22 protein-coding genes are annotated in these 22,576 nt (G+C 65.0%); 15 read left to right on the top strand and 7 right to left on the bottom strand.

What is annotated here, in order from left to right; translation table 11 throughout:
- Positions 1-406: 406 nt before the first annotated feature.
- The 3 genes from JQ507_02585 (at position 407) to JQ507_02575 (ending at position 2,624) form a co-directional block, all read left to right on the top strand.
- Complete coding sequence (locus JQ507_02585) at positions 407-1,825, top strand: DEAD/DEAH box helicase (protein QRI70447.1); 1,419 nt, start codon at positions 407-409, stop codon at positions 1,823-1,825.
- Between the two features lie 24 nt (positions 1,826-1,849).
- Positions 1,850-2,143, top strand: a complete 294-nt coding sequence (gene infA / locus JQ507_02580; protein ID QRI70446.1) for a translation initiation factor IF-1 — start codon at positions 1,850-1,852, stop codon at positions 2,141-2,143.
- 268 nt (positions 2,144-2,411) lie between these two features.
- Entirely contained in the window at positions 2,412-2,624 is a 213-nt protein-coding gene (locus tag JQ507_02575; GenBank protein ID QRI70445.1) for a cold-shock protein, read from the top strand.
- Positions 2,625-2,901: 277 nt separating this feature from the next.
- On the opposite strand, the gene JQ507_02570 is transcribed toward JQ507_02575, so the two are convergent.
- From JQ507_02570 to JQ507_02560, 3 genes are all read right to left on the bottom strand, one after another.
- Positions 2,902-3,531 (bottom strand): pilus assembly protein, encoded by a 630-nt coding sequence (locus JQ507_02570; protein QRI73149.1) that lies wholly within the window; start codon positions 3,529-3,531, stop codon positions 2,902-2,904.
- Between the two features lie 8 nt (positions 3,532-3,539).
- A complete protein-coding gene (locus JQ507_02565; protein ID QRI70444.1) occupies positions 3,540-4,109 on the bottom strand; it encodes a pilus assembly protein in 570 nt (189 codons plus the stop codon).
- A gap of 183 nt (positions 4,110-4,292) precedes the next feature.
- The gene (locus JQ507_02560; protein QRI70443.1) at positions 4,293-4,796 is read right to left on the bottom strand and encodes a pilus assembly protein N-terminal domain-containing protein; all 504 of its coding nucleotides are present in this window, start codon (positions 4,794-4,796) and stop codon (positions 4,293-4,295) included.
- 121 nt (positions 4,797-4,917) lie between these two features.
- On the opposite strand from JQ507_02560, the gene JQ507_02555 reads away from it, so the two are divergent.
- Positions 4,918-6,135: a phosphatase PAP2 family protein gene (locus tag JQ507_02555; protein ID QRI70442.1), complete on the top strand. Its 1,218-nt coding sequence runs from the start codon at positions 4,918-4,920 to the stop codon at positions 6,133-6,135.
- A gap of 43 nt (positions 6,136-6,178) precedes the next feature.
- On the opposite strand, the gene JQ507_02550 is transcribed toward JQ507_02555, so the two are convergent.
- Complete coding sequence (locus JQ507_02550) at positions 6,179-7,624, bottom strand: hypothetical protein (protein QRI70441.1); 1,446 nt, start codon at positions 7,622-7,624, stop codon at positions 6,179-6,181.
- Positions 7,625-7,648: 24 nt separating this feature from the next.
- On the bottom strand, positions 7,649-8,479 hold the full coding sequence (locus JQ507_02545) for a sterol desaturase family protein (GenBank protein ID QRI70440.1): 831 nt from the start codon (positions 8,477-8,479) through the stop codon (positions 7,649-7,651).
- Between the two features lie 279 nt (positions 8,480-8,758).
- Here JQ507_02545 and JQ507_02540 point away from each other — a divergent pair, with 279 nt between their 5' ends.
- The 9 genes from JQ507_02540 (at position 8,759) to JQ507_02500 (ending at position 17,516) form a co-directional block, all read left to right on the top strand.
- Positions 8,759-8,923, top strand: coding sequence for a Flp family type IVb pilin (locus JQ507_02540; protein ID QRI70439.1), 165 nt, complete (start codon positions 8,759-8,761; stop codon positions 8,921-8,923).
- Between the two features lie 172 nt (positions 8,924-9,095).
- A complete protein-coding gene (locus tag JQ507_02535) occupies positions 9,096-9,620 on the top strand; it encodes a prepilin peptidase (protein QRI70438.1) in 525 nt (174 codons plus the stop codon).
- 127 nt (positions 9,621-9,747) lie between these two features.
- Positions 9,748-10,542 (top strand): Flp pilus assembly protein CpaB, encoded by a 795-nt coding sequence (cpaB, locus tag JQ507_02530; GenBank protein QRI70437.1) that lies wholly within the window; start codon positions 9,748-9,750, stop codon positions 10,540-10,542.
- Positions 10,543-10,559: 17 nt separating this feature from the next.
- Positions 10,560-12,029 (top strand): type II and III secretion system protein family protein, encoded by a 1,470-nt coding sequence (locus JQ507_02525; protein ID QRI73148.1) that lies wholly within the window; start codon positions 10,560-10,562, stop codon positions 12,027-12,029.
- A gap of 8 nt (positions 12,030-12,037) precedes the next feature.
- Positions 12,038-12,790, top strand: a complete 753-nt coding sequence (locus JQ507_02520; protein ID QRI70436.1) for a CpaD family pilus assembly protein — start codon at positions 12,038-12,040, stop codon at positions 12,788-12,790.
- The gene (locus JQ507_02515; GenBank protein ID QRI70435.1) at positions 12,787-14,055 is read left to right on the top strand and encodes an AAA family ATPase; all 1,269 of its coding nucleotides are present in this window, start codon (positions 12,787-12,789) and stop codon (positions 14,053-14,055) included. Before JQ507_02520 ends, JQ507_02515 begins: the two co-directional genes overlap by 4 nt.
- A gap of 24 nt (positions 14,056-14,079) precedes the next feature.
- The gene (locus JQ507_02510; GenBank protein QRI70434.1) at positions 14,080-15,543 is read left to right on the top strand and encodes a CpaF family protein; all 1,464 of its coding nucleotides are present in this window, start codon (positions 14,080-14,082) and stop codon (positions 15,541-15,543) included.
- 11 nt (positions 15,544-15,554) lie between these two features.
- The gene (locus JQ507_02505; protein ID QRI70433.1) at positions 15,555-16,532 is read left to right on the top strand and encodes a type II secretion system F family protein; all 978 of its coding nucleotides are present in this window, start codon (positions 15,555-15,557) and stop codon (positions 16,530-16,532) included.
- A gap of 9 nt (positions 16,533-16,541) precedes the next feature.
- Entirely contained in the window at positions 16,542-17,516 is a 975-nt protein-coding gene (locus JQ507_02500) for a type II secretion system F family protein (protein QRI70432.1), read from the top strand.
- Between the two features lie 90 nt (positions 17,517-17,606).
- On the opposite strand, the gene JQ507_02495 is transcribed toward JQ507_02500, so the two are convergent.
- Positions 17,607-18,413 (bottom strand): tetratricopeptide repeat protein, encoded by an 807-nt coding sequence (locus JQ507_02495; GenBank protein QRI70431.1) that lies wholly within the window; start codon positions 18,411-18,413, stop codon positions 17,607-17,609.
- 207 nt (positions 18,414-18,620) lie between these two features.
- Between JQ507_02495 and JQ507_02490 the strand changes: the two genes are divergently transcribed.
- On the top strand, positions 18,621-20,000 hold the full coding sequence (locus JQ507_02490) for a leucyl aminopeptidase family protein (protein ID QRI70430.1): 1,380 nt from the start codon (positions 18,621-18,623) through the stop codon (positions 19,998-20,000).
- Positions 19,993-20,835, top strand: coding sequence for a C40 family peptidase (locus JQ507_02485; protein QRI70429.1), 843 nt, complete (start codon positions 19,993-19,995; stop codon positions 20,833-20,835). The genes JQ507_02490 and JQ507_02485 overlap by 8 nt, the downstream gene beginning before the upstream one ends.
- Before the next feature lie 115 nt (positions 20,836-20,950).
- On the opposite strand, the gene JQ507_02480 is transcribed toward JQ507_02485, so the two are convergent.
- A complete protein-coding gene (locus JQ507_02480; protein QRI70428.1) occupies positions 20,951-22,576 on the bottom strand; it encodes an ABC transporter ATP-binding protein in 1,626 nt (541 codons plus the stop codon).

The following is a 22,576-nucleotide window of genomic DNA, read 5'->3' as shown; positions in this document are numbered from 1 at the left end:
TTTCATGAGTTCCGGGAAAATACGGAGAATGACTGCTTAAACATTGAGCCGATAAATTGGCTGCCGAAAGAGCAATCAGGTTATTTTGTAGGCAAAATTGCCCTTATGGCTAAATTTCCGGCATCGATTTGTGACAGATTGCGCGATGGTTCGGCGCACGTTGAGAGCAGTTCCCGGCGATATCATCTTGAAACCGCCCAGTTCCTGGTCCATATCCTCGCCATGCCCGCGACATCGCGGTGCCTTCGCGAGCTGCGTGTTCTTATGCCGCCCCAAGCGGCTTCTGGCTCGCCTTTCAGCTAACCCAGCTTGACGCCCCAGACACGCGGGTGTCCCCGAATGCCTTCATGCGATTCCAGGCGATTTTGCCCGGGACGATGACGGCTTTTATGGAAAGAACCACCTTTTGACCTCCTTTCAGGATTTCGGCCTCGCCGATCCCATCGCCCGCGCGCTCCGAGAAGAAAATTATCTGACGCCGACCCCCATCCAGGCCCAGACCATCCCGCTCGCACTTGCCGGCCGCGACGTGGTCGGCATCGCCCAGACCGGAACCGGCAAGACGGCATCCTTCGCGCTGCCGATCCTGCACCGACTGCTGGAGAACCGCGTCCGCCCGCAGCCCAAGAGCTGCCGGGTGCTGGTGCTCTCGCCGACCCGCGAACTGTCCGGGCAGATCCTCGACAGCTTCAACACCTATGGCCGCCACATCCGGCTGTCCTCGACGCTCGCCATCGGCGGCGTGCCGATGGGCCGCCAGGTGCGCTCCTTGATGCAGGGTGTCGAGGTGCTGGTCGCCACCCCCGGCCGCCTGCTCGATCTTGTGCAGAGCAACGGCCTGAAGCTCAACCAGGTCGAGTTCCTGGTGCTCGATGAGGCCGACCGCATGCTCGACATGGGCTTCATCAACGACATCCGGAAGATCGTCGCCAAGCTGCCGATCCGGCGCCAGACGCTGTTCTTCTCGGCCACCATGCCTAAGGACATCGCCGAACTCGCCGAAGCGATGCTGCGCGACCCCGCCCGCGTGGCGGTGACGCCGGTGGCCTCGACGGTGGATCGGATCGCCCAGCGCGCGATCCAGGTCGATTTCGCGGCTAAGCCTGCGGTTCTCGCCCAGCTCCTGAAGAAGGAACCGGTCAATCGCGCCCTGGTCTTCACCCGCACCAAGCACGGTGCCGACAAGGTGGTGAAGAGCCTTGCCAAGGCCGGCATCGAGGCCAACGCGATCCACGGCAACAAATCGCAGAACCACCGCGAGCGCACGCTGGCAGCGTTCCGTTCCGGCGAGATCCGCACGCTGGTGGCGACCGATATCGCCGCCCGCGGCATCGACGTCGACGGCGTCAGCCACGTCGTGAACTTCGACCTGCCCAACATCCCGGAAACCTACGTCCACCGCATCGGCCGCACCGCGCGCGCCGGCGCGGACGGGGTCGCGATCTCGCTGATCGCCGGCGCCGAGGAGATGGGCTATCTGCGCGATATCGAGCGCCTGATCCGGATTACCGTGCCGCGGGAAGACCGCCGCACGCAGGGTGGCCGCGAGGCGGCTGCACCGGCCCAGGCGCCCCACCCGCATCGGGGCGGCCGCTCTGCGCCCCGCGCGCATAATGTCCGTGGGAATGAGGCTGCTCCGGGTGCAAAAGGCCCTCGCCGCCGCCGCCGTCCGGGTGGTAATAAAGGCGCGCCGCAGACGAGCCGGGGCGAGTCGCCGCGTCCGTCGCAGGCCGGCAACAGCGAAGGCATCCAGGGCGTCGCCTTCTTGCATCGCGAGAGCCGGCCGAATCCGCAACACAACCGCAACAACCGACCGAAGCACTAGCCGTCGCTCGATCTGGAGAACCATATGGCTAAGGAAGAGCTGATCCAGTTCGAAGGACTGGTGACCGAAATCCTCCCCGACGCTCGCTACCGGGTGCAACTCGATGCCGGACACGAGATCGTCGCCTACACCGCCGGCAAGATGAAGAAAAACCGCATCAAGACGCTGGCCGGCGACCGCGTCACGATCGAAATGTCGCCCTACGATCTGGAAAAGGGCCGCCTGATCTTCCGCCACAAGGACGAACGTCCGAGCGGCGCGCCCGGCGGCCCGCCGCGGGGCGGGGCCCAGCGCGGCGGCCAGTTCCGCCGCCGATAAGGCAGGCATGCAACCGTTGCGCGCATGATATTCTGACGTCTTGCGCAACAATTGGCCGGCGGTCGCGCCGGCCAAAAAAAGCGCGCACGTCAGGATTGTTTTGAAGCCCTCTATCGAATAATATCCTGCCCATCGATTTTCGGCCGGACGACATTAGCCAATACCGGTACAGCCGGTTCAGACGCTGACGACCCTTCCAAAAATTCGATCTCACCACCCCGCCGATCAGCGGGTCTTGAACTTGTATATCTGAGAAGGGACTACCCACGTGAGCATGGGAACCGTGAAGTGGTTTAACGCGACCAAGGGCTACGGCTTCATCCAGCCGGATGAAGGCGGGAACGACGTGTTCGTGCACATCAGTGCAGTCGAGCGCGCCGGCCTTGGCACTCTGCGTGAAGGCCAGAAGATCTCCTACGAGATCGTTGCTGACCGCCGTTCCGGCAAATCCTCGGCCGACAATCTGCGCGCCGCCGGATAAGCCGATTTCCCGGGAGCGCGAAGCTCCAGGAAATTGTCGTTAAAGCATCAAGGGCCGCACCTTCGGGGGCGGCCCTTTTTGTCTGGATCGCTGGTCCGCCGCCGTGACCCAAAGCATGAGTCGCAAACTGCGCGGCGGATTTCCGAAAGAGATCGTGGTTGCGCTCTAAAGCGCGATGAGATTGGGTTGAGCTGGAACGGCATCAAAAGATCACCTCTCCCTTGGGAGAGGTGAAGCAAGACCGCGCCAGGCCGATTCAGCTAAAACTCATCCCGCTTTAATAGGTCGAGCAGGTCGTCGGCATGGTCGCGGACGTCGGGGCATAGAACACGCAAATCGATTGCCGCGGCCGCGTAAAGGCGACGTCGCTGAGATTGATGCCGCTCTTGGCCATCACATAGCCGATCGCCGGAACGTATCTGTAGCTCACCTCACTGAATATCAGATAGGTGCCCGCAACCAGCAGCGCCGGCGGAACGATGCTTGTCACGATGTCACCCTGGCTGCGGCTCGAGGCCGTCACCGTGGCCTGCGTCGCACCCGAGGCGATCGTCCCGGACTTGCTCCACTGGATGTGCGCGATGTTCGAATTATCGACGTAGATTTCCGACAGCGTGACCTTGGTCGGCGACGCGTCGTAAGGCGTCATGATGCCGACGCTGGCACTGAAGAAATTCTGCAGGTCGGCATCCACCACCTGCGTCGCCTGCGAGGTCAGATCCGACGCGGCTCGTGCCATCAGCGTGACCTTGCGGTCGACCGCGACACCGGATGAAAACTCGACGGTGCCGAGGAACATCACGAGCATCAACGGCAACACGAAGGCGAACTCGACCGCGGCGAGACCCCTGCGGTCACGGCCGAGAGCGGCAACCGAGCGCAGCAGGGCCGCAGGCAGGCATTTCATGACTTTGCTCATGAGCAGGTGGTCCCCGCGGTACCGGACGGTTCGTTCTTGAACGTCGCGGTCGCGGTCAAGAGCCGCTTGCCATTGGCGAGGTTGGCGGTGTTGAAGCCAAGCTTGGTGACGAACAGCGGCCATTGGTAGAACAGGCGGACCACCACGACGTCGCCGTCCTTGCCGGGGCACCATTTCATGGTCGGAACGAATGCATTGGCGCCGTCGATCGGAGGCGTAATGTTGACGCTGCTGAAGCCGGTCGCAGCCGGATAGCTGCGTACGTCGACATAGATGCCATTGGTGCAGTCGAACAGCGTGCTGACCCGGCCGCAGACGAAGTCCTTGAACTGCTGCTGGGTATAGCTTGCGCCCTGAGCCTGTCCGGTCATGATGAAGCGGGCGGAATCCTGCGTCACCGTCTCGAGCACCTGGCTGGCAAAGAAGATCATCGCCACTTCGATGATCGCAAAAAGCAGCGCGAAGAACAGCGGCGCCACCATCGCGAATTCGACGGCAGTTGCACCACGGTGGTTTCGGCGAAAGCGACGGAGGAGGCGCGCATAAGAATGAGCGGGTGGTGGCATCAACGACCCCAGATCAACATGACGACCACAACTACCCAAGACTCATTGTCGAACTATTTCGCCGGATCGCGACAGATCGACCCGATCCGTTAGACCTTCATTAACCATATCGGTGGCTTGTCGGTGAAAGGCTTGGGATCGGCACGCGGCCTCCGGCGTGTGATGCGCCGGAGCGAGCGCGCGCTAGTTCTGCGGCTTCGCGGTACCTGATCCGGTGGCCTGGCTATTGAGGAAACCGGCCTGGTCCATGGTCGCCTTGAAATAGGTCTCGCCGTCGCCGAGCGTGATGCGGCGCTGGCAGACCGGCATGCAGCTATAGGTCTCGCGATCGATGCCGCGATAGACCGTAACAAGCTGGTCGGTCGGACCCTCGACCTGGATCTGGCGATCCACCAGCACCTGGCCGGTGCGGTCGAGTGCGATGAAATTGGTCGCGCCGTAGCCCTTGCCGGTCACGACAACGACCCCGCCATTCTGTAAGGTGACGTCGGCGATCAGGGGATTGCCGACCACGATCGTGGCGATACCGCCGGGCAGCTTGACGAGCTTGGCCTGGTCGACATTGACCGCAATCCGATCCGGATCCGGCGCAGCCGATGCAGGCGCGAGCCCCAGCAGCATGGCTGCGGCCAGCGAGATGAAGCCAATGCGCGTGACGGCGCGAATACGTTGGGACTGAAACGACATACTCTACCCCGGGACGTTAACAAGCCGGCAAAGGCGATACGCAGCGGACCGGCGCCCGACGCGGGCAAATCTGACGGCAATTCATTTAAGAAGAGCAAAAATCGACCGCCGAATTGCGCGGATGTCACAACTTCCGGAGCCGAGCTGCGCAGCGTCCGCCATCCCGCGCGGGAACGCCCCGCCATCGGGCTCCATAGTCCGCGGTTATAGCAATCTTAAGAGTCTCCAAGCCATCTCTGCCAGCCACAACCTCAGGGCGTGTCACGTGTCTTCCGTATCACGAATCGAAAAGCGCGCCGCCGGTTCCGCCGCGCGCGGCCTGATTGTCGACCCTGCCCGGATTCGCGACGCTGCGGCGCGCTGGCTGATGTTCAGTGACTTCGGCGACGCTGCGCAGCGCCGCATGGCGATCGCATGGTCCTGCATCTTCGCATGCATCCTTGCCGACGCGATCTGGCTGCCGAACTCCGGGCTTTCGTTTGCGTCGTCGAATTGGATCACGATCCTGCAAGGCATTGTATTTTGCGCGATAGCGGCCGCATTCATTGCGATTGCCTCCAACCGCCTTGCCGCCGACCAGCGACGCCCGGCCGTCCTGTTGCGGCGCGGCCTGTTGATGACCGAGCTGTTCTGGCGCGCGCTGCTGCCGATCAGCGCGCTGCTGACCGCGGGGAGCACGCTCAGCTATCTGATCGCAGCATCGACGCTGCCGCTTGGAGACGACCTTCTGGCAGGCTTCGATCATCTGCTGGGGTTCGACTGGCCGACGTTCCTGGCCGCGACGAACTCGAACGCGTTCGTCGCGACGCTGCTGACGACCGCCTATCAAAGCACCGGCCTGCTGTCGCAAGTGGTTCTTGGCTGGCTGATCCTGCAACGGCGCGGCGACAGGCTCGCGGAATTCATCGCCGTTCTCAGCCTCAGCGCAGTCGCGCTGTGCATCGGCATGTCGCTGATCCTTGCGGCCGGCGCGTTCGCCTATTTCCATCCCGCCGCGGACAGTTACGAGCACTTTGCGGCACGCGGCGAAATGTGGACGTTCGGGCAAACCTTTTCGATGCTGCGCGACGGATCGCTCTCGGTCATCGACATGTCGAAGGTCGACGGCATCGTCAGCTTTCCCTCGTTCCACACGATGCTCGGCGTCATGACGATCTATGCTGCGCGTGACACGCGTTGGCTCGTCATCCCGGTATTCGTTGTGAATGCGACGATGATCGTCGCGACGATGCCCGTGGGTGGCCATCACCTCGCCGACGTCCTGGCTGGCGGTGGCTTGACCATTGCCGCCATCCTCGTGGCTCGCTGCTCTGCCAGGCCGTCCGTCAGCAAGACTTGAGCCGCCGCAATCGGAGCTCTGGGCTTACGCGGCCGCGATGGCTTCAATTCGCGGCGCGGACATGAACGACCACACGGTCGTCGGCGTAGAGGCGCTGCCATCCTTCGATGTGATCCAGCAGCTTCGACGCCGGCGTGGTCGGGTCGAGCATCACCGCATCGATCTCATGGCTCTCGAGCAGGCCGAGGAAACCGTTGACGTCCTTGAGCTGAACCGCGCGGGCCATGGCCATCCCGAACGTCTCGCCGTAGAGCTCGGCGCGCCCGTCGATGAACACCGGCATCTGGCGCCAGATCAGGTAACCGCCGAACTGCAGATCGTTGAGCACGCGCTTGACGTTGTGCGCCTTCATGGCGTCAACGGCGGCAGCCCGCTCATAAACGGGTGGCGGCGAGATGATCTGACGTGCCGCGGCGACGGAGGTCCACGCGGCAAGCCCGGCGATCAGGATCGCAGCCGGAACGGCCCTCAGGCGAACGGCGCTCACGGCACGCAACTCAAACTGGGTTGCGACCGGCGTGAGCACGGCAAGCGGCAGCAGCAGCGCGAACAGCTCGAGATTTCTGACATGGGACAGCGCCATGTGCAGCAAACCCAGTACCAGGACGATTCGCGGTGCCGGCAACCTCGCTCCGTAATGGAGTGCGGCGCCGAGCAGGCCGAGGATGGACAGCGCGAACGGATCGATCTCGCTGAAAGTCGCCGGCCTCCATTCCTGGATGAGATGCAGCAATTCGCCGAGGCCGAGAATCCTCAGCGAGGCGAGGATCGAACCCCATCCATAGGGGGTCACACAGCACGCAGCCAACGCGCCGATGCCGAACGCTCCCCAGCGCAGCGCCAGCGCCAATCTTTGAGCCGGCAAGGCATTCCAAAGCGCATCGAGCGCGAATGCGCCGGCCAGCACCAGGCCAAACAGAAAGCCGCCGTGCAGGTTGGCCCACAGCGCGATCAGCGGCAGCAGCCAGAACGAGGGCGCCTCACGGCGCTCGCTGGCGGTCATCAGGCCGTCCGCCCAGACCAGCATGATGGGCATCGCCAGCACATGCGGACGGGCCAGCAGATGCCCGCAGGTCAGCACCAGCGCCGCAAGGGCGATCATGCTCGCGTGGATCGTCGGCAGCGCGCGGTTGAGGATGGCGGTCAGCAGCGCGAAGCTGGCGGCGGCGCAGGCCGCGGCCAGCGCTGCCGGGCCGGTCCACCCGGCGAGGTCATAGGCCTTCGCCAACAGGACCTGTGCCAGCCACGACGACGACGCCCACGGCGCACCGGCCTTGGTGAACGAATAGATGTCGACCGACGGCAGCGTGCGATGGTCGAGGATCCAGCGGCCGACGGCAATCTGCCAGTAGGTGTCGGAATCGGCCAGCAGCCTGTCGCCAACGAGCAGCAGCAGCGCATAGACGCCGCACGCCATCCAGAACCAGGCCGGGACGCCGGCGAACAGGGAGGCTTTGGTCCGTGGGAGGGTCGCGGCCTCGAGACTCATGGTGACACCGGCCGGGCTACGGCGTCATTGCCGGAACGGATAGGCCAGCTGCCCGCCGATCTCGGACGGTACGCCCTGCCCGGCATCGACGCCGTAATCTTCCGGAAGCTTGCCTTCGGGCATCCGGAACGTTCCGAACAGAATGTCCCAGAGTGGAAACGTGCCCGCGAAATTGGTGTCGCCGCCGTCCTCGAGCCCGGTGTGATGCCAGCGGTGAAACACCGGCGTCGCGATCACATATTTGAACGGGCCGAGCGTCCAGTTCAGATTGGCGTGCACGAATGCCGAGTGGAAAGTGGTGAACGGCCCGACCCACAGCATGATGTTCGGCGAGATGCCCGCCATCAGCAGGATCACATCGACGGTGATCGTGCCGACCAGAAGATTGACCGGATGGAAGCGCGCCGCCGAGATCCATTCCAGATCCTCGGAAGAGTGATGAATGGCGTGGTACTTCCAGAAATCGCCGCGGTGGAACATCCGGTGCAGCCAGTACAGCATGAAATCGGAGCCGACCAGGAAGATGATGGACTGCAGCCAGAGCGGAAGCTGCGCCAGCGGGCCATGCCCGTTCTCGTAGAACGCGATCAGATCGTCGGCGCCGTGAACGTTGAACACCACGGCCGCGCCCACCACCAAGAGCCCGATGCGCAGCACGCGGGCAAACACCGGCACGAAGAACCAATAGCAGATGTCGGTGACCAGCTCACGCTTCTGCCACCATGGCTTGCCGGGATTGCAGGCCCAGAAATGGGCGAGCACCGTAAAGCACAGCGCCAGCGCGATGGTGATCGGCACCACCTTCATCATCGTCTGGCCGATCATCTCGATGACTTCAAAGGGAAAGCTGGGCATGAACGGCCTCATTCGACGGATGCCCCATGGGTACAGATGTGCACTTAAGGAGCCGTGAACAGGTGCCCATAGCGGTCCTCAGCACAAAGCTGCAATTTGAGCAGGCCGCTTAATTCCAAATTTACTCTGCGCAACAAGTGCGGGTTCCCGCTGTGTTTGTTCAATCAAATTAACTGCGCCGCAATTGTCGAACCGTAGGGTGCCGCAATGGTCACGGTGCTGAGAACGCCGGCGAGACCAAACCTAGTTCGACCAGCCACGTGTACACAGGAGTTATTTATGAAGAACCTCGTTTCGCGCTTCGTGAAGGACGAATCGGGCGCGACCGCCATCGAATACGGCCTGATTGCCACCGGTATCGCGATCGCGATCATCGCTGCGGTCAACGGCGTCGGCAAGAACCTCTCGGGCACTTTCAGCACGATCGCCGGTTCGCTGAAGTAAGCCGGTTCCGACGAACTCGCATCAAAGGTCCCGGCACCCCCGGGGCCTTTGCTATTTGTCGGTGGCCGCTCGGCGGCCTCCGTTGCGGTCGCCGGCGGTCCTTTCCCGATTGTTCACCATTGGCCGCTAGCGTCCGCTCTCGACCGCAGCTCCAGCTTGACGGCATGACTCCATGATCCTCGACATCGCACGCTTGATGCTGTTTCCGGCCCTGATGGCCTTTGCGGCGGCGAGCGATCTCTTCACCATGACGATCCCGAACCGGATCTCGCTGGCGCTGGTGGCCGGCTTCTTCGTCCTGGCGCCCCTGACCGGGATGGGCGTCCATGAAATCCTCAACCATGCCGGCGCGGGCGCGCTGGTCCTGGTGGTGGCGTTCGGCATGTTCGCGATGGGCTGGGTCGGCGGCGGAGACGCCAAGGTGGTGGCCGCGGCCGCCCTTTGGTTCGGGTTTGAGCATCTGCTCCCCTATCTGGTGCTTGCTTCGCTGTTCGGCGGCGCGCTGACCGTCCTGTTGCTGCAGCTCCGGCAATGGCCGCTACCCTATCCGCTGGCGTCCCAGGCCTGGCTCAGCCGCCTGCACGACAAGCAGACCGGCATTCCCTACGGCATCGCGCTCGCCCTCGGCGCCCTGTTGATCTATCCGGAGACCGACTGGATCAAGACGATCGATCTCGCGCACTTCGCCATGCGCTGAGAAAGCAGCGGTAACCGCCCGTTAAGGCGATTTAGATACGCCTCATTAACCATGCTTTGACGAATAGCTGGTCAACTCCCATCACGGCGGCGGCAGCGTCGCGGCGTCATGTGGAAAGTGAAGCGTAATGGATAAGGCCCGCATTCTGGTCCTGGCTATCGCAGGCTGCGCCGGCCTCACGGCGCTCTATTTGGCGAGCGGCAGCGACGACAAGCCGGCGCCGCCTCCGCCGGTCGCCCAGCTGCCTACCGTCGACATCCTGGTCGCGAGAACCGACATCGGCCTTGGCCAGGCCGTGAAGCCTGAAGATCTGCAGTGGCAGACCTGGCCGGCGGCGACCGCCAGCGCCAGCTTCATGCGCAGGGACAGCAACGCCGAAGCGATCAAGGACGTCACCGGCTCGATCGCGCGCGCCCCGTTCATCCAGGGCGAGCCGATTCGCGAGCAGAAGCTCGTCAAGGCCGACGGAAGCGGCTTCATGGCTGCGATCCTGCCGACCGGCATGCGGGCGGTCTCAACCGAGATCTCGCCCGAGACCGGCGCCGGCGGCTTCATCCTGCCGAACGACCGGGTCGACGTCCTGCTGTCGAAGCGCGACAAGAATCCGGACCGCAACGGCGCCGACATCGTCAACTCCGAGGTGATTCTGACCAATATCCGCGTGCTCGCGATCGACCAGGCGCCGAAGGAAAAGGACGGCACCAACGCACTGATCGGCAAGACGGTGACGCTGGAGCTGAAGCCCGAACAGACCGAAACGCTGGCGCGCGCGCGCCAGAGCGGCGTCCTGTCGCTGGCACTGCGCAGCATCGCCGACAACAACGCGCCCGAAGTCCGGACCGACGACAACCACCAGAAGCGCGGTGAGACGATCAACGTCATCCGCTTCGGCGTTGCCAACCAGGCAACGATGCAGAAGTGACCATGAGGATACAGGTGATGAAGGGCGGGGCAACTCAACGGACGATGCGGGCCTTCATGGTCCGCGCATTGTCGTTCTCGGCCGTCACGGCGCTCTCGCTCAACCCGGCGCTGACGCCGGTGACGGCGAGCGATTACCGCGCCGCGCCCGCCCCTGCCGCATCGACCGACGGCGGCCAGATGAATGCCCGCTTCCTCTCGCTCGGCATCGGCAAATCGATCGTGATCGATCTGCCGAGGGACATCAAGGACGTACTGGTGGCCGATCCCAAGATCGCCAATGCGGTGGTCCGCTCGGCGCAGCGCGCCTACATCATCGGCGCGACGGTCGGCCAGACCAACATCGTGTTCTTCGATGCCGCCGGTCAGCAGATCGCGGCCTATGACATCGCGGTCAAGCGCGACCTCAATGGCGTACGTCAGGCGCTGCGGGCGGCGCTGCCGAATTCCGATATCCAGATCGAGGGCGTCGGCGACGGCGTGATGCTGACCGGGAGTGCGGCGAGCCCGATCGACGCGCAGCAGGCCGGCGAGATCGCCGCGCGGCTGGTCAGCGGCGCCGAGAAGGTCGTGAACTCCATCGCGGTTCGCGGCCGCGACCAGGTGATGCTGAAAGTCACGGTCGCCGAAGTCTCGCGCAGCCTGATCAAGCAGCTCGGCATCGACCTCACCGCGAACCTCAACTACGGCACGGCCGTAGTGAAATTCAACAACGCCAACCCGTTCACGGCGAACAACGCACCGCTGGTGCCCAACAACGCCATCACCACATCGTTCGGATCGTCGGTGTCGGCAACCATCCGCGCCATGGAAAGCGCCGGCGTGGTGCGAACGCTCGCCGAGCCGAACCTGACCGCGATCTCCGGCGAATCGGCGACCTTTATTTCCGGTGGCGAGTTTCCGATCCCGACCGGCGTGACCTGTCAGACGACGACGGGAGGCGCGATCGGACAGTGCGTTCAGACCGTCAGCTTCAAGAAGTTCGGCATTTCGCTCAACTTCACGCCGGTGGTGCTGACCGAGGGCCGGATCAGCCTGCGTGTGATGACCGAAGTGTCGGAAGTCTCGACCGAGAACTCGTTGACCGGCGGCGCCGGTGGAACGACGATCCCGTCGATCAAGACCCGCCGCGCCGAGACCACGCTGGAGATTCCGTCGGGCGGCTCGATGGCAATGGCCGGCCTGATCCAGGACCAGACCAAGCAGGCGATCAACGGCCTTCCCGGCCTCGGGTCGCTGCCCGTGCTCGGCACGCTGTTCCGCAGCCGCGACTTCGTCAACAACCAGACCGAAATGATGGTGCTGGTGACGCCCTATGTGGTTCGCGCGGTGGCGCAGAAGGATCTCGCGCGTCCGGATGACGGCTTCGCCAACGCGTCCGATCCGCAGGCCGACCTGCTCGGCAGCATCAATCGCGTCTACGGCGTGCCTGGCCGCACCGAGCCGGCGCGGAATTACCGCGGCACCTACGGCTTTATTACCGACTGAGGCGGACGATGACACAGACGACACCCAGAACATCCGCCGATCCCAGGCGCGCCGTCAGTCTCGCCGGCGCACTCGTCGGCCTCGCCATGACGCTCGGCGCCTGCCAGCACGCCGCCGACAACAGTTTCGCGATGGTGAACGCGCCGGCCGATTATCGCCAGCGTCACCCGATCGCGGTCACCGAGGCTGATCGCTCGATCGTGGTCTTTGTCGGCCGCAGCCGCGGCGGCCTGACCGCGGAGCAGCGCGCCGAAGTGATGGGAATGGCGCAGGACTGGATTCGCGAGGGCACCGGCGCCGTCACCATCGACGTTCCTGCCGACACGCCGAACGCACGGACCGCGCAGGAATCGCTGCGCGAGATCCAGGCGACCTTTACCGCCGCCGGCGTGCCGCCGCGCGGAATCCTCGTGCGGAAATACCATCCCGAGGATCCGCGGCAGATGCCCGCGATCCGCGTGAACTACCCGAAGATGAAAGCGGTCGCCGGTCCGTGCGGTCTCTGGCCGGAGGATCTCGGCCCGTCGATCCACAACGGGTCCTATATCGAGAACAAGCAGTATTACAATTTCGGCTGCGCCAATCAGCGCAACCTCGCAGCCATGATCGAAGACCCGACCGACCTCGTCCAGCCGCGCGCGGAGACCCCTGCCTACACGGCGCGTCGCAACATCGCGTTCGACAAATATCGCAAGGGCACCAGCACTGCCACGACGTATCCCGAGGCCGACAGGGCCAAGCTAAGCGACACAGGAAAATGATCACCTACGCGCAGCAAAACTCCGAAGAGCAGACGGACGCCCCGCCGCAGGCCGTGGACGACCATATTGCTCCGGCGCCCCGGGTTTCGGTTCAGGCGTTCTGCGAAACGGTCGAGACCGCCGCAGCCGTGCAGTCGGCAGGCGAGGACCGCCGGCTCGCCAAGGCCCACCTCAAGATCCAGATGGGCGGCATGGCGGCCGCCATCGAGGCCTATCGCTCGGCGCCGACGCCCAACGTCATCATCCTCGAGACCGAGGGCCGCAGCGATATCCTGGCCGGCCTCGACCAGCTCGCCACGGTGTGCGATGCCGGCACAAGGGTGGTCGTGATCGGCCGGGTCAACGACGTCACGCTGTACCGCGAGCTGGTGCGCCGCGGCGTCAGCGACTACGTGATTGCGCCGGCGCATGCGATCGACGTGGTGCGCGCGGTCTGCAACCTGTTCTCCGCGCCGGAAGCCAAGGCGGTCGGACGCGTCGTCGCCGTCGTCGGCGCCAAGGGCGGCGTCGGCGCCTCGACGATCGCGCACAATGTCGCCTGGGCGATCGCCCGCGATCTGGCGCTCGATTCGGTGGTCGCCGATCTCGACCTTGCGTTCGGCACCGCCGGCCTCAACTACAACCAGGATCCGGCGCAGGGCATCGCGGATGCCGTCTTCTCCCCGGACCGCGTCGATACCGCCTTCGTCGACCGCCTGCTGTCGAAATGCACCGACCATCTGAGCCTGCTGGCGGCGCCGGCCACGCTCGACAAGGTCTACGATTTCGGCGCCGAAGCGTTCGATGCGATCTTCGATACGCTGCGCACCACGATGCCCTGCATCGTGCTCGACGTGCCGCATCAATGGTCCGGCTGGACCAAGCGCGCGCTGATCGCGGCCGACGACATCCTGATCGTGGCGGCGCCAGACCTCGCCAATCTGCGCAACGCCAAGAACATGTTCGACCTGCTGAAGGCGTCCCGGCCCAATGACCGCGCGCCGCTGTACTGCCTGAACCAGGTCGGCGTGCCGAAGCGTCCGGAGATCGCGGCGGGCGAATTCGCCAAGGCGATCGAAAGCCAGCCGATCGCCGCCATCCCGTTCGATCCGCAGATTTTCGGTTCGGCCGCCAACAACGGCCAGATGATCGCGGAAATCTCCGCCAATCACCGCGCAGTCGAGATGTTTCTACAGATGGCGCAGCGGCTGACAGGCCGCGGCGAAACCAAGAAGCCGAGGGGGTCCTTCCTGTCGCCCCTGCTCGAAAAGCTGCGGTCCAAATAGTGGTCCGCGTGGAGTCAAGACGTCGTGTTTGGTAAGCGTAGCGGAAACGATGGGGACGTGCGGGCACCCAAGCCCGCTTTTCAGGCGCCGGAACCCGCCGGCTCGTCGCCGATGTCGCGCGAGTCCGCCGCCCCGACGGTATCGTCGCCGCCGCTGGCTCCGGCCAAGCCGCCGCCTGCTCCCACCGTCGAAGCGCGCCGCTCGGACAATTATTACCAGGTCAAGGCGACGATCTTCGGCGCCCTGATCGAGGCGATCGACCTCGCCCAGCTCGCCAAGCTGGACAGCGAGTCGGCGCGCGAGGAAATCCGCGACATCGTCAACGAGATCATCGCGATCAAGAACATCGTGATGTCGATCGCCGAGCAGGAAGAGCTGCTCGACGACATCTGCAACGACGTGCTCGGCTACGGGCCGCTCGAGCCGTTGCTGTCGCGCGACGACATCGCCGACATCATGGTCAACGGCGCGGGCACCGTGTTCATCGAAGTCGCCGGCAAGATCCAGCGCACCGGCATCCGCTTTCGCGACAACCAGCAGCTTCTCAACATCTGCCAGCGCATCGTCAGCCAGGTCGGCCGGCGCGTCGACGAATCCTCGCCGATCTGCGACGCTCGCCTCGCCGACGGCTCGCGCGTCAACGCCATCGTGCCGCCGCTGGCGATCGACGGGCCCGCGCTCACCATCCGCAAATTCAAGAAGGACAAGCTGACGCTGGAGCAGCTCGTCAAGTTCGGCGCGATCACGCCGGAAGGCGCGACCATCCTGCAGATCATCGGCCGCGTCCGCTGCAACGTGATCATCTCGGGCGGCACCGGCTCCGGCAAGACCACGCTGCTGAACTGCCTGACCAACTATATCGAGCACGACGAGCGCATCATCACCTGCGAAGACGCCGCCGAACTCCAGCTGCAGCAGCCGCATGTGGTGCGGCTGGAAACCCGGCCGCCGAACATCGAGGGCGAGGGCCAGGTCACCATGCGCGAGCTGGTCCGCAACTGCCTGCGTATGCGCCCCGAGCGCATCATCGTCGGCGAAGTCCGCGGCCCCGAAGCGTTCGACCTGTTGCAGGCGATGAACACCGGCCACGACGGCTCGATGGGCACGCTGCACGCCAACAATCCGCGCGAAGCGCTGTCGCGCTGCGAATCCATGATCACCATGGGCGGCTTTTCGCTTCCCTCACGCACCATCCGCGAGATGATCTGCGCCTCGGTCGATATCATCGTGCAGGCCGCGCGCCTGCGCGACGGCTCACGCCGCATCACCCACATCACCGAGGTGATGGGCATGGAAGGCGACACCATCATCACCCAGGACATCTTCCTCTACGACGTGGTCGGCGAAGACGCCAACGGCAAGATCATCGGCAAGCACCGCTCGACCGGCATCGGCCGGCCGCGCTTCTGGGAGCGTGCCCGCTACTACAATGAAGAGAAGCGGCTTGCGGCGGCGTTGGATGCCTCCGACTCGCCGGCGCCGGCCTAGGGGAGCGCAGGATGCAGACGCAAACGCTCGCTCTGGCGTTCCTCGCCGCCACCACCGTGGGCGGCATCGCCTGGGTCTTCCTGTACCCGTACCTCTCGGGGGAAAAGAAGGCCGAATCACGCCGCGCATCGGTGGCGCGCAGCGAACCGTCGACGGCACGAAGCAGCGAGCGCACGCAGCGCTCCCGCCGCGAACAGGTCGAGGGATCGCTGAAGGAGCTCGAGGCGCGGCGCCAGAAGGACAAGAAAGTCTCGCTCGGCATCCGCATCTCGCAGGCCGGGCTCGAGTGGTCGGAGCAAAAGTTCTGGGTGATCTCCGGCGCCCTCGGCCTGTTCGGGTTCGTCGTTGCATTCCTGATCGGCGGAGGCTTGCTGGGTGCGGCCGGCATCGGCTTCGCCATGGGTCTCGGCCTGCCGCGCTGGCTGCTCGGCTTCCTGAAGAAGCGGCGGGAAAAGGCCTTCCTGAAGGCGCTGCCCGACGCCGTCGACGTCATCGTGCGCGGCATCAAGGCCGGCCTGCCGCTGTTCGAATCGCTCAAGGCGGTCGTCAACGACGCGCCGGAGCCGCTGCGCAGCGAGTTCCTCGCGATCATCGAGACCCAGGCGATCGGCATGCCGCTCGGCGAGGCCTGCTCCCGGCTCTACGAACGCATGCCGCTGCCGGAGGCGAACTTCTTCGGCATCGTGATCTCGATCCAGCAGAAGTCCGGCGGCAATCTGTCGGAAGCGCTCGGCAACCTGTCGCGGGTGCTGCGTGACCGCAAGAAGATGGCCGAGAAGATCCAGGCGATGTCGATGGAAGCGAAAGCCTCCGCCGCCATCATCGGCTCGTTGCCGCCGATCGTGATGATCCTCGTGTTCCTGACGACACCCGACTACATCGCCCTGCTGTGGACCAACTCGCTGGGCCAGCTCATGCTGGTTGGTTGCGCGCTCTGGATGACATGCGGCGTGCTGGTGATGAAGAAGATGATCAACTTCGATTTCTGACGGTGCAGCATGATTGATATTCTGATCGCCAAGCTCCACGACGTCAGGTTCATGACCATGCTGCTTGCCTTCTTCGCGGCAAGCGCGACGGTCTATACCCTGGTGATGCCGCTGCTCGCCGGCGGCGACCTCAACAAGCGCATGAAGGCCGTCGCCAGCGAGCGCGAACGCCTCCGGCAACGCGAACGCGAACGCCTCGCCAAGACGGAGAAGGTGGCGCTGCGGCAGACGCCGAAGCAGGTCGTCTCGAGGGTGGTGGACGACCTCAACCTGACGAAATGGCTCGCCCAGGAAGCGGCGCTCGAGAAGCTCGTGATGGCGGGCTATCGCGGCCACGCCCCCTACGTCACCTTCCTGTTCGCCCGCGCCGTGACGCCGATCGTGATGCTGATCGGCGCCATCATCTACACGTTCTTCATCGCCGGCGCGGCCTGGTCGCTTACGATCAAGATCGGCATCTGCGTCGTCGCGGCCTATGCCGGCCTGCAGGCGCCGATGCTGTTCCTGAAGAACGCGATCTCCAAGCGCCAGCTCCAGATCAAGCGCGCCTTCCCGGATTCGCTCGACCTGCTGCTGATCTGCATCGAGTCGGGCATGTCGGTCGAGGTCGCGTTCCGCAAGGTGGCCAACGAGATCGTCGGACAATCGGTCGCGCTGTCGGAGGAGTTCGCGCTGACGACCGCGGAACTGTCCTACCTGCAGGACCGCAAGTCCGCCTACGAGAATCTGGCCCGCCGCACCGGCCTCGAAGGCGTGAAGTCGGTCTGCATGGCCCTGCAGCAATCCGAACGCTACGGCACGCCGCTCGGCCAGAGCCTCCGCGTGATGGCGCAGGAGAACCGCGACATGCGCATGAACGAGGCCGAGAAGAAGGCGGCAGCGCTGCCGCCCAAGCTGACCGTGCCGATGATCCTGTTCTTCCTGCCCTGCCTGTTCATCGTGATCCTCGGGCCGTCCTACATCAAGATCGCCACGATGCACTGAGCTGCGCAGCGGCGGCTTTCGAAAACGCCCGGCAATGCCGGGCGTTTGCTTTTGTGTGCGTGAAGTTGGAAGCGTCGCAGAGCCCGGAGATCAATCGTCCCTGGCGACGACCGGCGCGGTGGGTGCGGCGCGCGATGCGGTCCGCGGCCCGTCCTTGCGGTTCAGCATGTCACGGAGATAGGCGACGTTGGCTGCCGCTTCATCCGCCGGCAGGTCGGCCTTGACGATGGTTTCCGCCTCCGCGAAGCGGCCCTGCAGGCCGACCACCAGCGCAAGGTTCTGCCGGATGCGGGTGTCGGCGCGGGCGCTGGCATAGGCCTGGCGGAGCGTCTCTTCCGCCTTCGGCAATTCCTTGGTCAGCATGTAGGACAGGCCGAGATTGGACAGCACCGACGGCTCGTCCGGAGCCAGTCGCAGCGCGCTCGCATAATAGCGCCGCGCTTCCTCGTGCCGGTTCAGCTTGTCGAGCGTGGTGCCCTGCACCGACAGGATCCGCCAATCCGGATTGTCAGGGCTGTGCGCGCGGCTCAGCACGTCGAACGCGGCCTGCGAATTGCCGTTGTCGGCCAGCGCGCGGCCATAAGCGGCGAGCAGCGCCTTGTTGCCGGGGTTGGCGATCGTCGCCTGCTCCAGCACGGCGCAGGCCTGCGAACGCTGTCCGGTTGCGCGCAAGGCCTGGCCGTAGGCGATTGCGGCCTCGGCATCCTTGGCATTCTTGCGGTAGCGCTCGCCATAAACCTCGACAGCACGGCGCGGATCGTCGGGCGCAGGATCGGACCGGGACGCGATCGATCCGGTGACATCCGACATGGTCTGGCAACCGCCAAGTCCTGCGGCCAAAAGCGCCACGAGGGCTGCGGAAGCGAGATGCGGGGTCAAATTGGACTGTCGACGCATGGCACTGTGACTCACGAAATCGGGCGAATGGATCCAACTGAGCGTGCCAGCAATAGACTGTTAACCCTAACGTCTGGTTAACTGGCATGGTCAGCGATCGGCACGCCGGGTTCCAGTCGCAGCTCGCGTCGGCCACGGCGCGCGCTACCATCCGCCGCGAAAGCCGTGTTAGTCACCAGCAACGACGCCAGAACAGCCGAGAGTCGCATGCCATCCGTGTTCGAGACCGCACCCACGACCGCCGTCACGCCGATCACCTTCGTCACCAAGGCGACATGGGATGCGATCCGCAGCGCGTTGCCGGCGCCGGCGCGCCAGTTCGCCGAGGCCAACGGCTTCGAAGCCAAACCGGGCAAATCGCTCGCCCTGCCGGCGGCTGACGGCGGCATCGCAGAGGTGCTGTTCGGCCTCGAGGATGCCGACGCCAAGGCGCGCGATCCGTTCCGGCCCGGCGCACTGCCCGGCCTGCTGCCGCCGGGCGTCTACCGCTTCGGCAATGCGCCGCATGACACACGGCTTGCCGCGCTCGCCTTCGCGCTCGGCTGCTACCGTTTCGGCCGCTATCGCAAGAACAAGGCGCCCGAGGTCCGCCTCGTGCCGCCTGACGGCATCGACGCCGCCGAGATCGCGCGGATCGCGGATGCCGCGGCGTTGGCGCGCGACCTCATCAACACGCCGTCCAACGACATGGGACCGGCCGAGCTCGCCGAGGCGGCGCGCGACCTCGCAGCCAGGTTCGGGGCCGCCTTCAACTGCATCGACGGCGAGGAGCTTGCGCAGAACTTCCCGCTGATCCACGCCGTCGGCATGGCGTCGACGCGCGCGCCGCTTCTGATCGATCTCAGCTGGGGCGATCCGGCCCATCCAAAGGTGACGCTGGTCGGCAAGGGCGTCTGCTTCGACACCGGCGGGCTCGATCTCAAGCCGTCGAGCGGCATGCTGATCATGAAGAAGGACATGGGCGGCGCCGCCAACGTGCTGGCGCTCGCCCAGATGGTGATGGACGCGAAGCTGAAGGTGCGGCTGCGGGTCCTGATCCCGGCGGTCGAGAACGCGGTTGCCGGCAATGCGTTCCGCCCGCTCGACATCTTCAAGTCGCGCAAGGGCATCACCGTCGAGATCGGCAACACCGACGCCGAAGGACGGCTGGTGCTCGCCGACGCGCTGGCGCTGGCCGACGAGGAGACGCCGGATCTCCTGGTCGATCTCGGCACGCTGACCGGCGCGGCGCGCGTGGCGCTGGGCCCGGATTTGCCGCCGTTCTACACCAATGACGAGGCGCTCGCCGGCGACATCGCAGCCTGCGCGAAGAGCGAGAACGATCCGTTGTGGCGGATGCCGCTATGGCCGGCCTACGATGCCTGGCTCGACTCCAAGACCGCCGACATCACCAACGCGCCGTCAGGCGGCTTCGCGGGCTCGATCACCTGCGCGCTGTTCCTGCAGCGTTTCGTCGAGCACGCCAGGAGCTGGCTGCATGTCGACATCTACGGCTGGACGCCATCCGCAAAGCCCGGCCGCCCCGAAGGCGGCGAGTGCCAGGCCGCACGTGCGATCTACAAACTGCTGAGCCAGCGCTATGCATGATCCGCGCCTCACTCCCGCCCGCGACGACGTCGCCGCGAAATATCTCGAGGGAAAGGTCAAGGCTGCGCGCTTTGTCGAAGGCGAGACCTTCGAGGTGGTTGACGCCATCGCGCCGCTGCGGCGGGCGCCGGCGGCCGATGCCGAACAGATGACCCAGGCGCTGAAAGGCGAGCGCGTCACGGTGTATGATCGCAACGGCGAAGGCTGGGCCTGGGGCCAGCTCGCCGATGACGGCTATGTCGGCTGGATTGCCGAGGCTGCGCTGACGACGCCCGGCGCAGCACCGACGCACAAGGTGACTGCGCTGCGCACGCTGGCGTTTCCGGGACCGTCGATCAAGCTGCCGCCGGCCGAGGCGCTGGCGATGGGGACCAAGCTTGCGATCCTCCGCGAGGACGGAGCTTTCGCCGTGACACGCGAAGGCTGGCACCTGCCACGCCGGCATCTCGTACCGCTCGACGCGATGGCGCCAGATTTCGTCGCCATCGCCGAGCAATTCGTCGGCACGCCCTATCTCTGGGGCGGCAAGTCCGGTCTCGGCATCGACTGCTCCGGCCTGGTGCAGATCGCCTTGACCGCCGCCGGCACCGGCTGCCCGCGCGACAGCGACATGCAGCAGGACGGGCTCGGCCGCGAATTGACGGCTGCGGAGGCGAAGCACCTGCAGCGCGGTGACCTGATCTTCTGGAAGGGCCATGTCGCCATCGTGCGCGACGCGACGACGATCGTACACGCCAATGCGCATCACATGGCGACGGTCCTAGAAAACACGCACGCTGCGATCGCGCGGATCAAGGCGGCGGGAAGCGAGGTCGCCGCGATCAAGCGGCTTTGATTTCGTCATTCCGGGGCGGCGCGGAGCGCCGAACCCGGAATCCATTCATCCACCGAATATGCGGCCCGATGGATTCCGGGCTCGCGCTTCGCGCGCCCCGGAACGACACGGGAAGCTACGTCGCCACCGACCCATCGCCCGCCGCCTCGATCCGGAACGCCGCCGCGAACAGCGCGCGGGTGTAGTCGCTCTTCGGGTTCTTGAACAGCTCGGAGGCCGGCCCCTCCTCCTCGACCTTGCCGGATTTCATCACGATCAGATGGCTCGCGAGCGAGGCGACCACGCGCAGATCGTGCGAGATGAACATGTAGGTGAGGTCGCGCTTGCGCTGCAGGTCGCGCAGCAGATCGACCATCTGGGCCTGCAGCAACATGTCGAGCGCACTGGTCGGCTCGTCCAGCACGACGAAGTTCGGCTCCAGCACGACCGCGCGCGCGATCGAGATGCGCTGGCGCTGGCCGCCGGAGAATTCGTGCGGATAGCGGAAGCGCCAGTCGGGATCGAGGCCGACATCCTTCAGAGCCTTGATCACCCGCACCTCGCGCTCCTCGCGCGACAGCTGCTTCTGGTGCACCTCGAGCCCCTCGGCGATGATATCAGCAATCGACATGCGCGGGCTGAGCGAGCCGAAGGGGTCCTGGAACACGATCTGCATGTCGCGGCGGAACGGCCGCATCTGCTTGAAGCGCAGGCCCTGGATGTCCTTGCCAAGGAACACGATCGGGCCATCGGACGAAATCAGCCTGAGCAGCGCGAGCCCGAGCGTGGTCTTGCCGGAGCCGGACTCGCCGACCACACCGAGCGTCTCGCCCTTGCGCACCGCGAGGCTGACGCCATCGACGGCCTTGATGTGGCCGACGGTCGAGCGCAACAGCCCGCGCTTGATCGGAAACCAGACCTTGAGATTGTCCGCCGACATCACGACCGGCGCGCCGGGTTGCGGCGGCGCCGGATCGGGCTTCGGCTCGGCCGCCAGCAGCGCCTTGGTATAGGCGTGCTGCGGCGCGGTGAAGACTTGCTCGACCGGGCCCTGCTCGACGATCTTGCCGTTGTTCATCACGCAGACCGTGTCGGCGATGCGGCGGACGATGCCGAGATCGTGGGTGATGAACAGTAGGCTCATGCCGAGCCGGGCGCGGATCTCGGCCAGTAGCGCCAGGATTTGCGCCTGCACGGTGACGTCGAGCGCGGTGGTCGGCTCGTCCGCTATCAACAAATCGGGCTCGTTGGCGAGCGCCATCGCGATCATCACGCGCTGGCGCTGGCCGCCCGACAATTGGTGCGGATAGCTCTTGAGCCGCGTCTCCGGCTCGGGGATGCCGACCTGGCCGAGCAGTTCCAGCGTCCGCGCCCGGGCCGCCGCACCACCGATGCCCCGATGCAGCGACAGGATCTCGCCGATCTGGGTCTCGATGGTCTGCAGCGGATTGAGCGAGGTCATCGGCTCCTGGAAGATGATCGAGATGTCGTTGCCGCGGACCTCGCGCATCTCCTGGTCGGACGCGGTCAAGAGATCGCGGCCGCGGAAACGGATCGCACCGGAAGGATGCGAGGCCGTCGGATACGGCAACAGCTTCAATACCGACAGCGCGCTGACGGATTTTCCCGAACCGGATTCGCCGACCAGTGCGACGCACTCGCCGCGCTTGATCGAGAACGAGATGCCGTCGACCGCAACCGAACGGCCGAAGGCGACCGAGAGGTCGCGGACATCGAGCAAAGGCTGGTTGGTCGCGTCCAT

It is taken from the genome of Bradyrhizobium sp. PSBB068 (assembly GCA_016839165.1).
GTDB lineage: Bacteria > Pseudomonadota > Alphaproteobacteria > Rhizobiales > Xanthobacteraceae > Bradyrhizobium.
The sequence above is the reverse complement of the archived record's forward strand: the minus strand, read 5'-3'. Positions and strand labels throughout refer to the sequence as shown.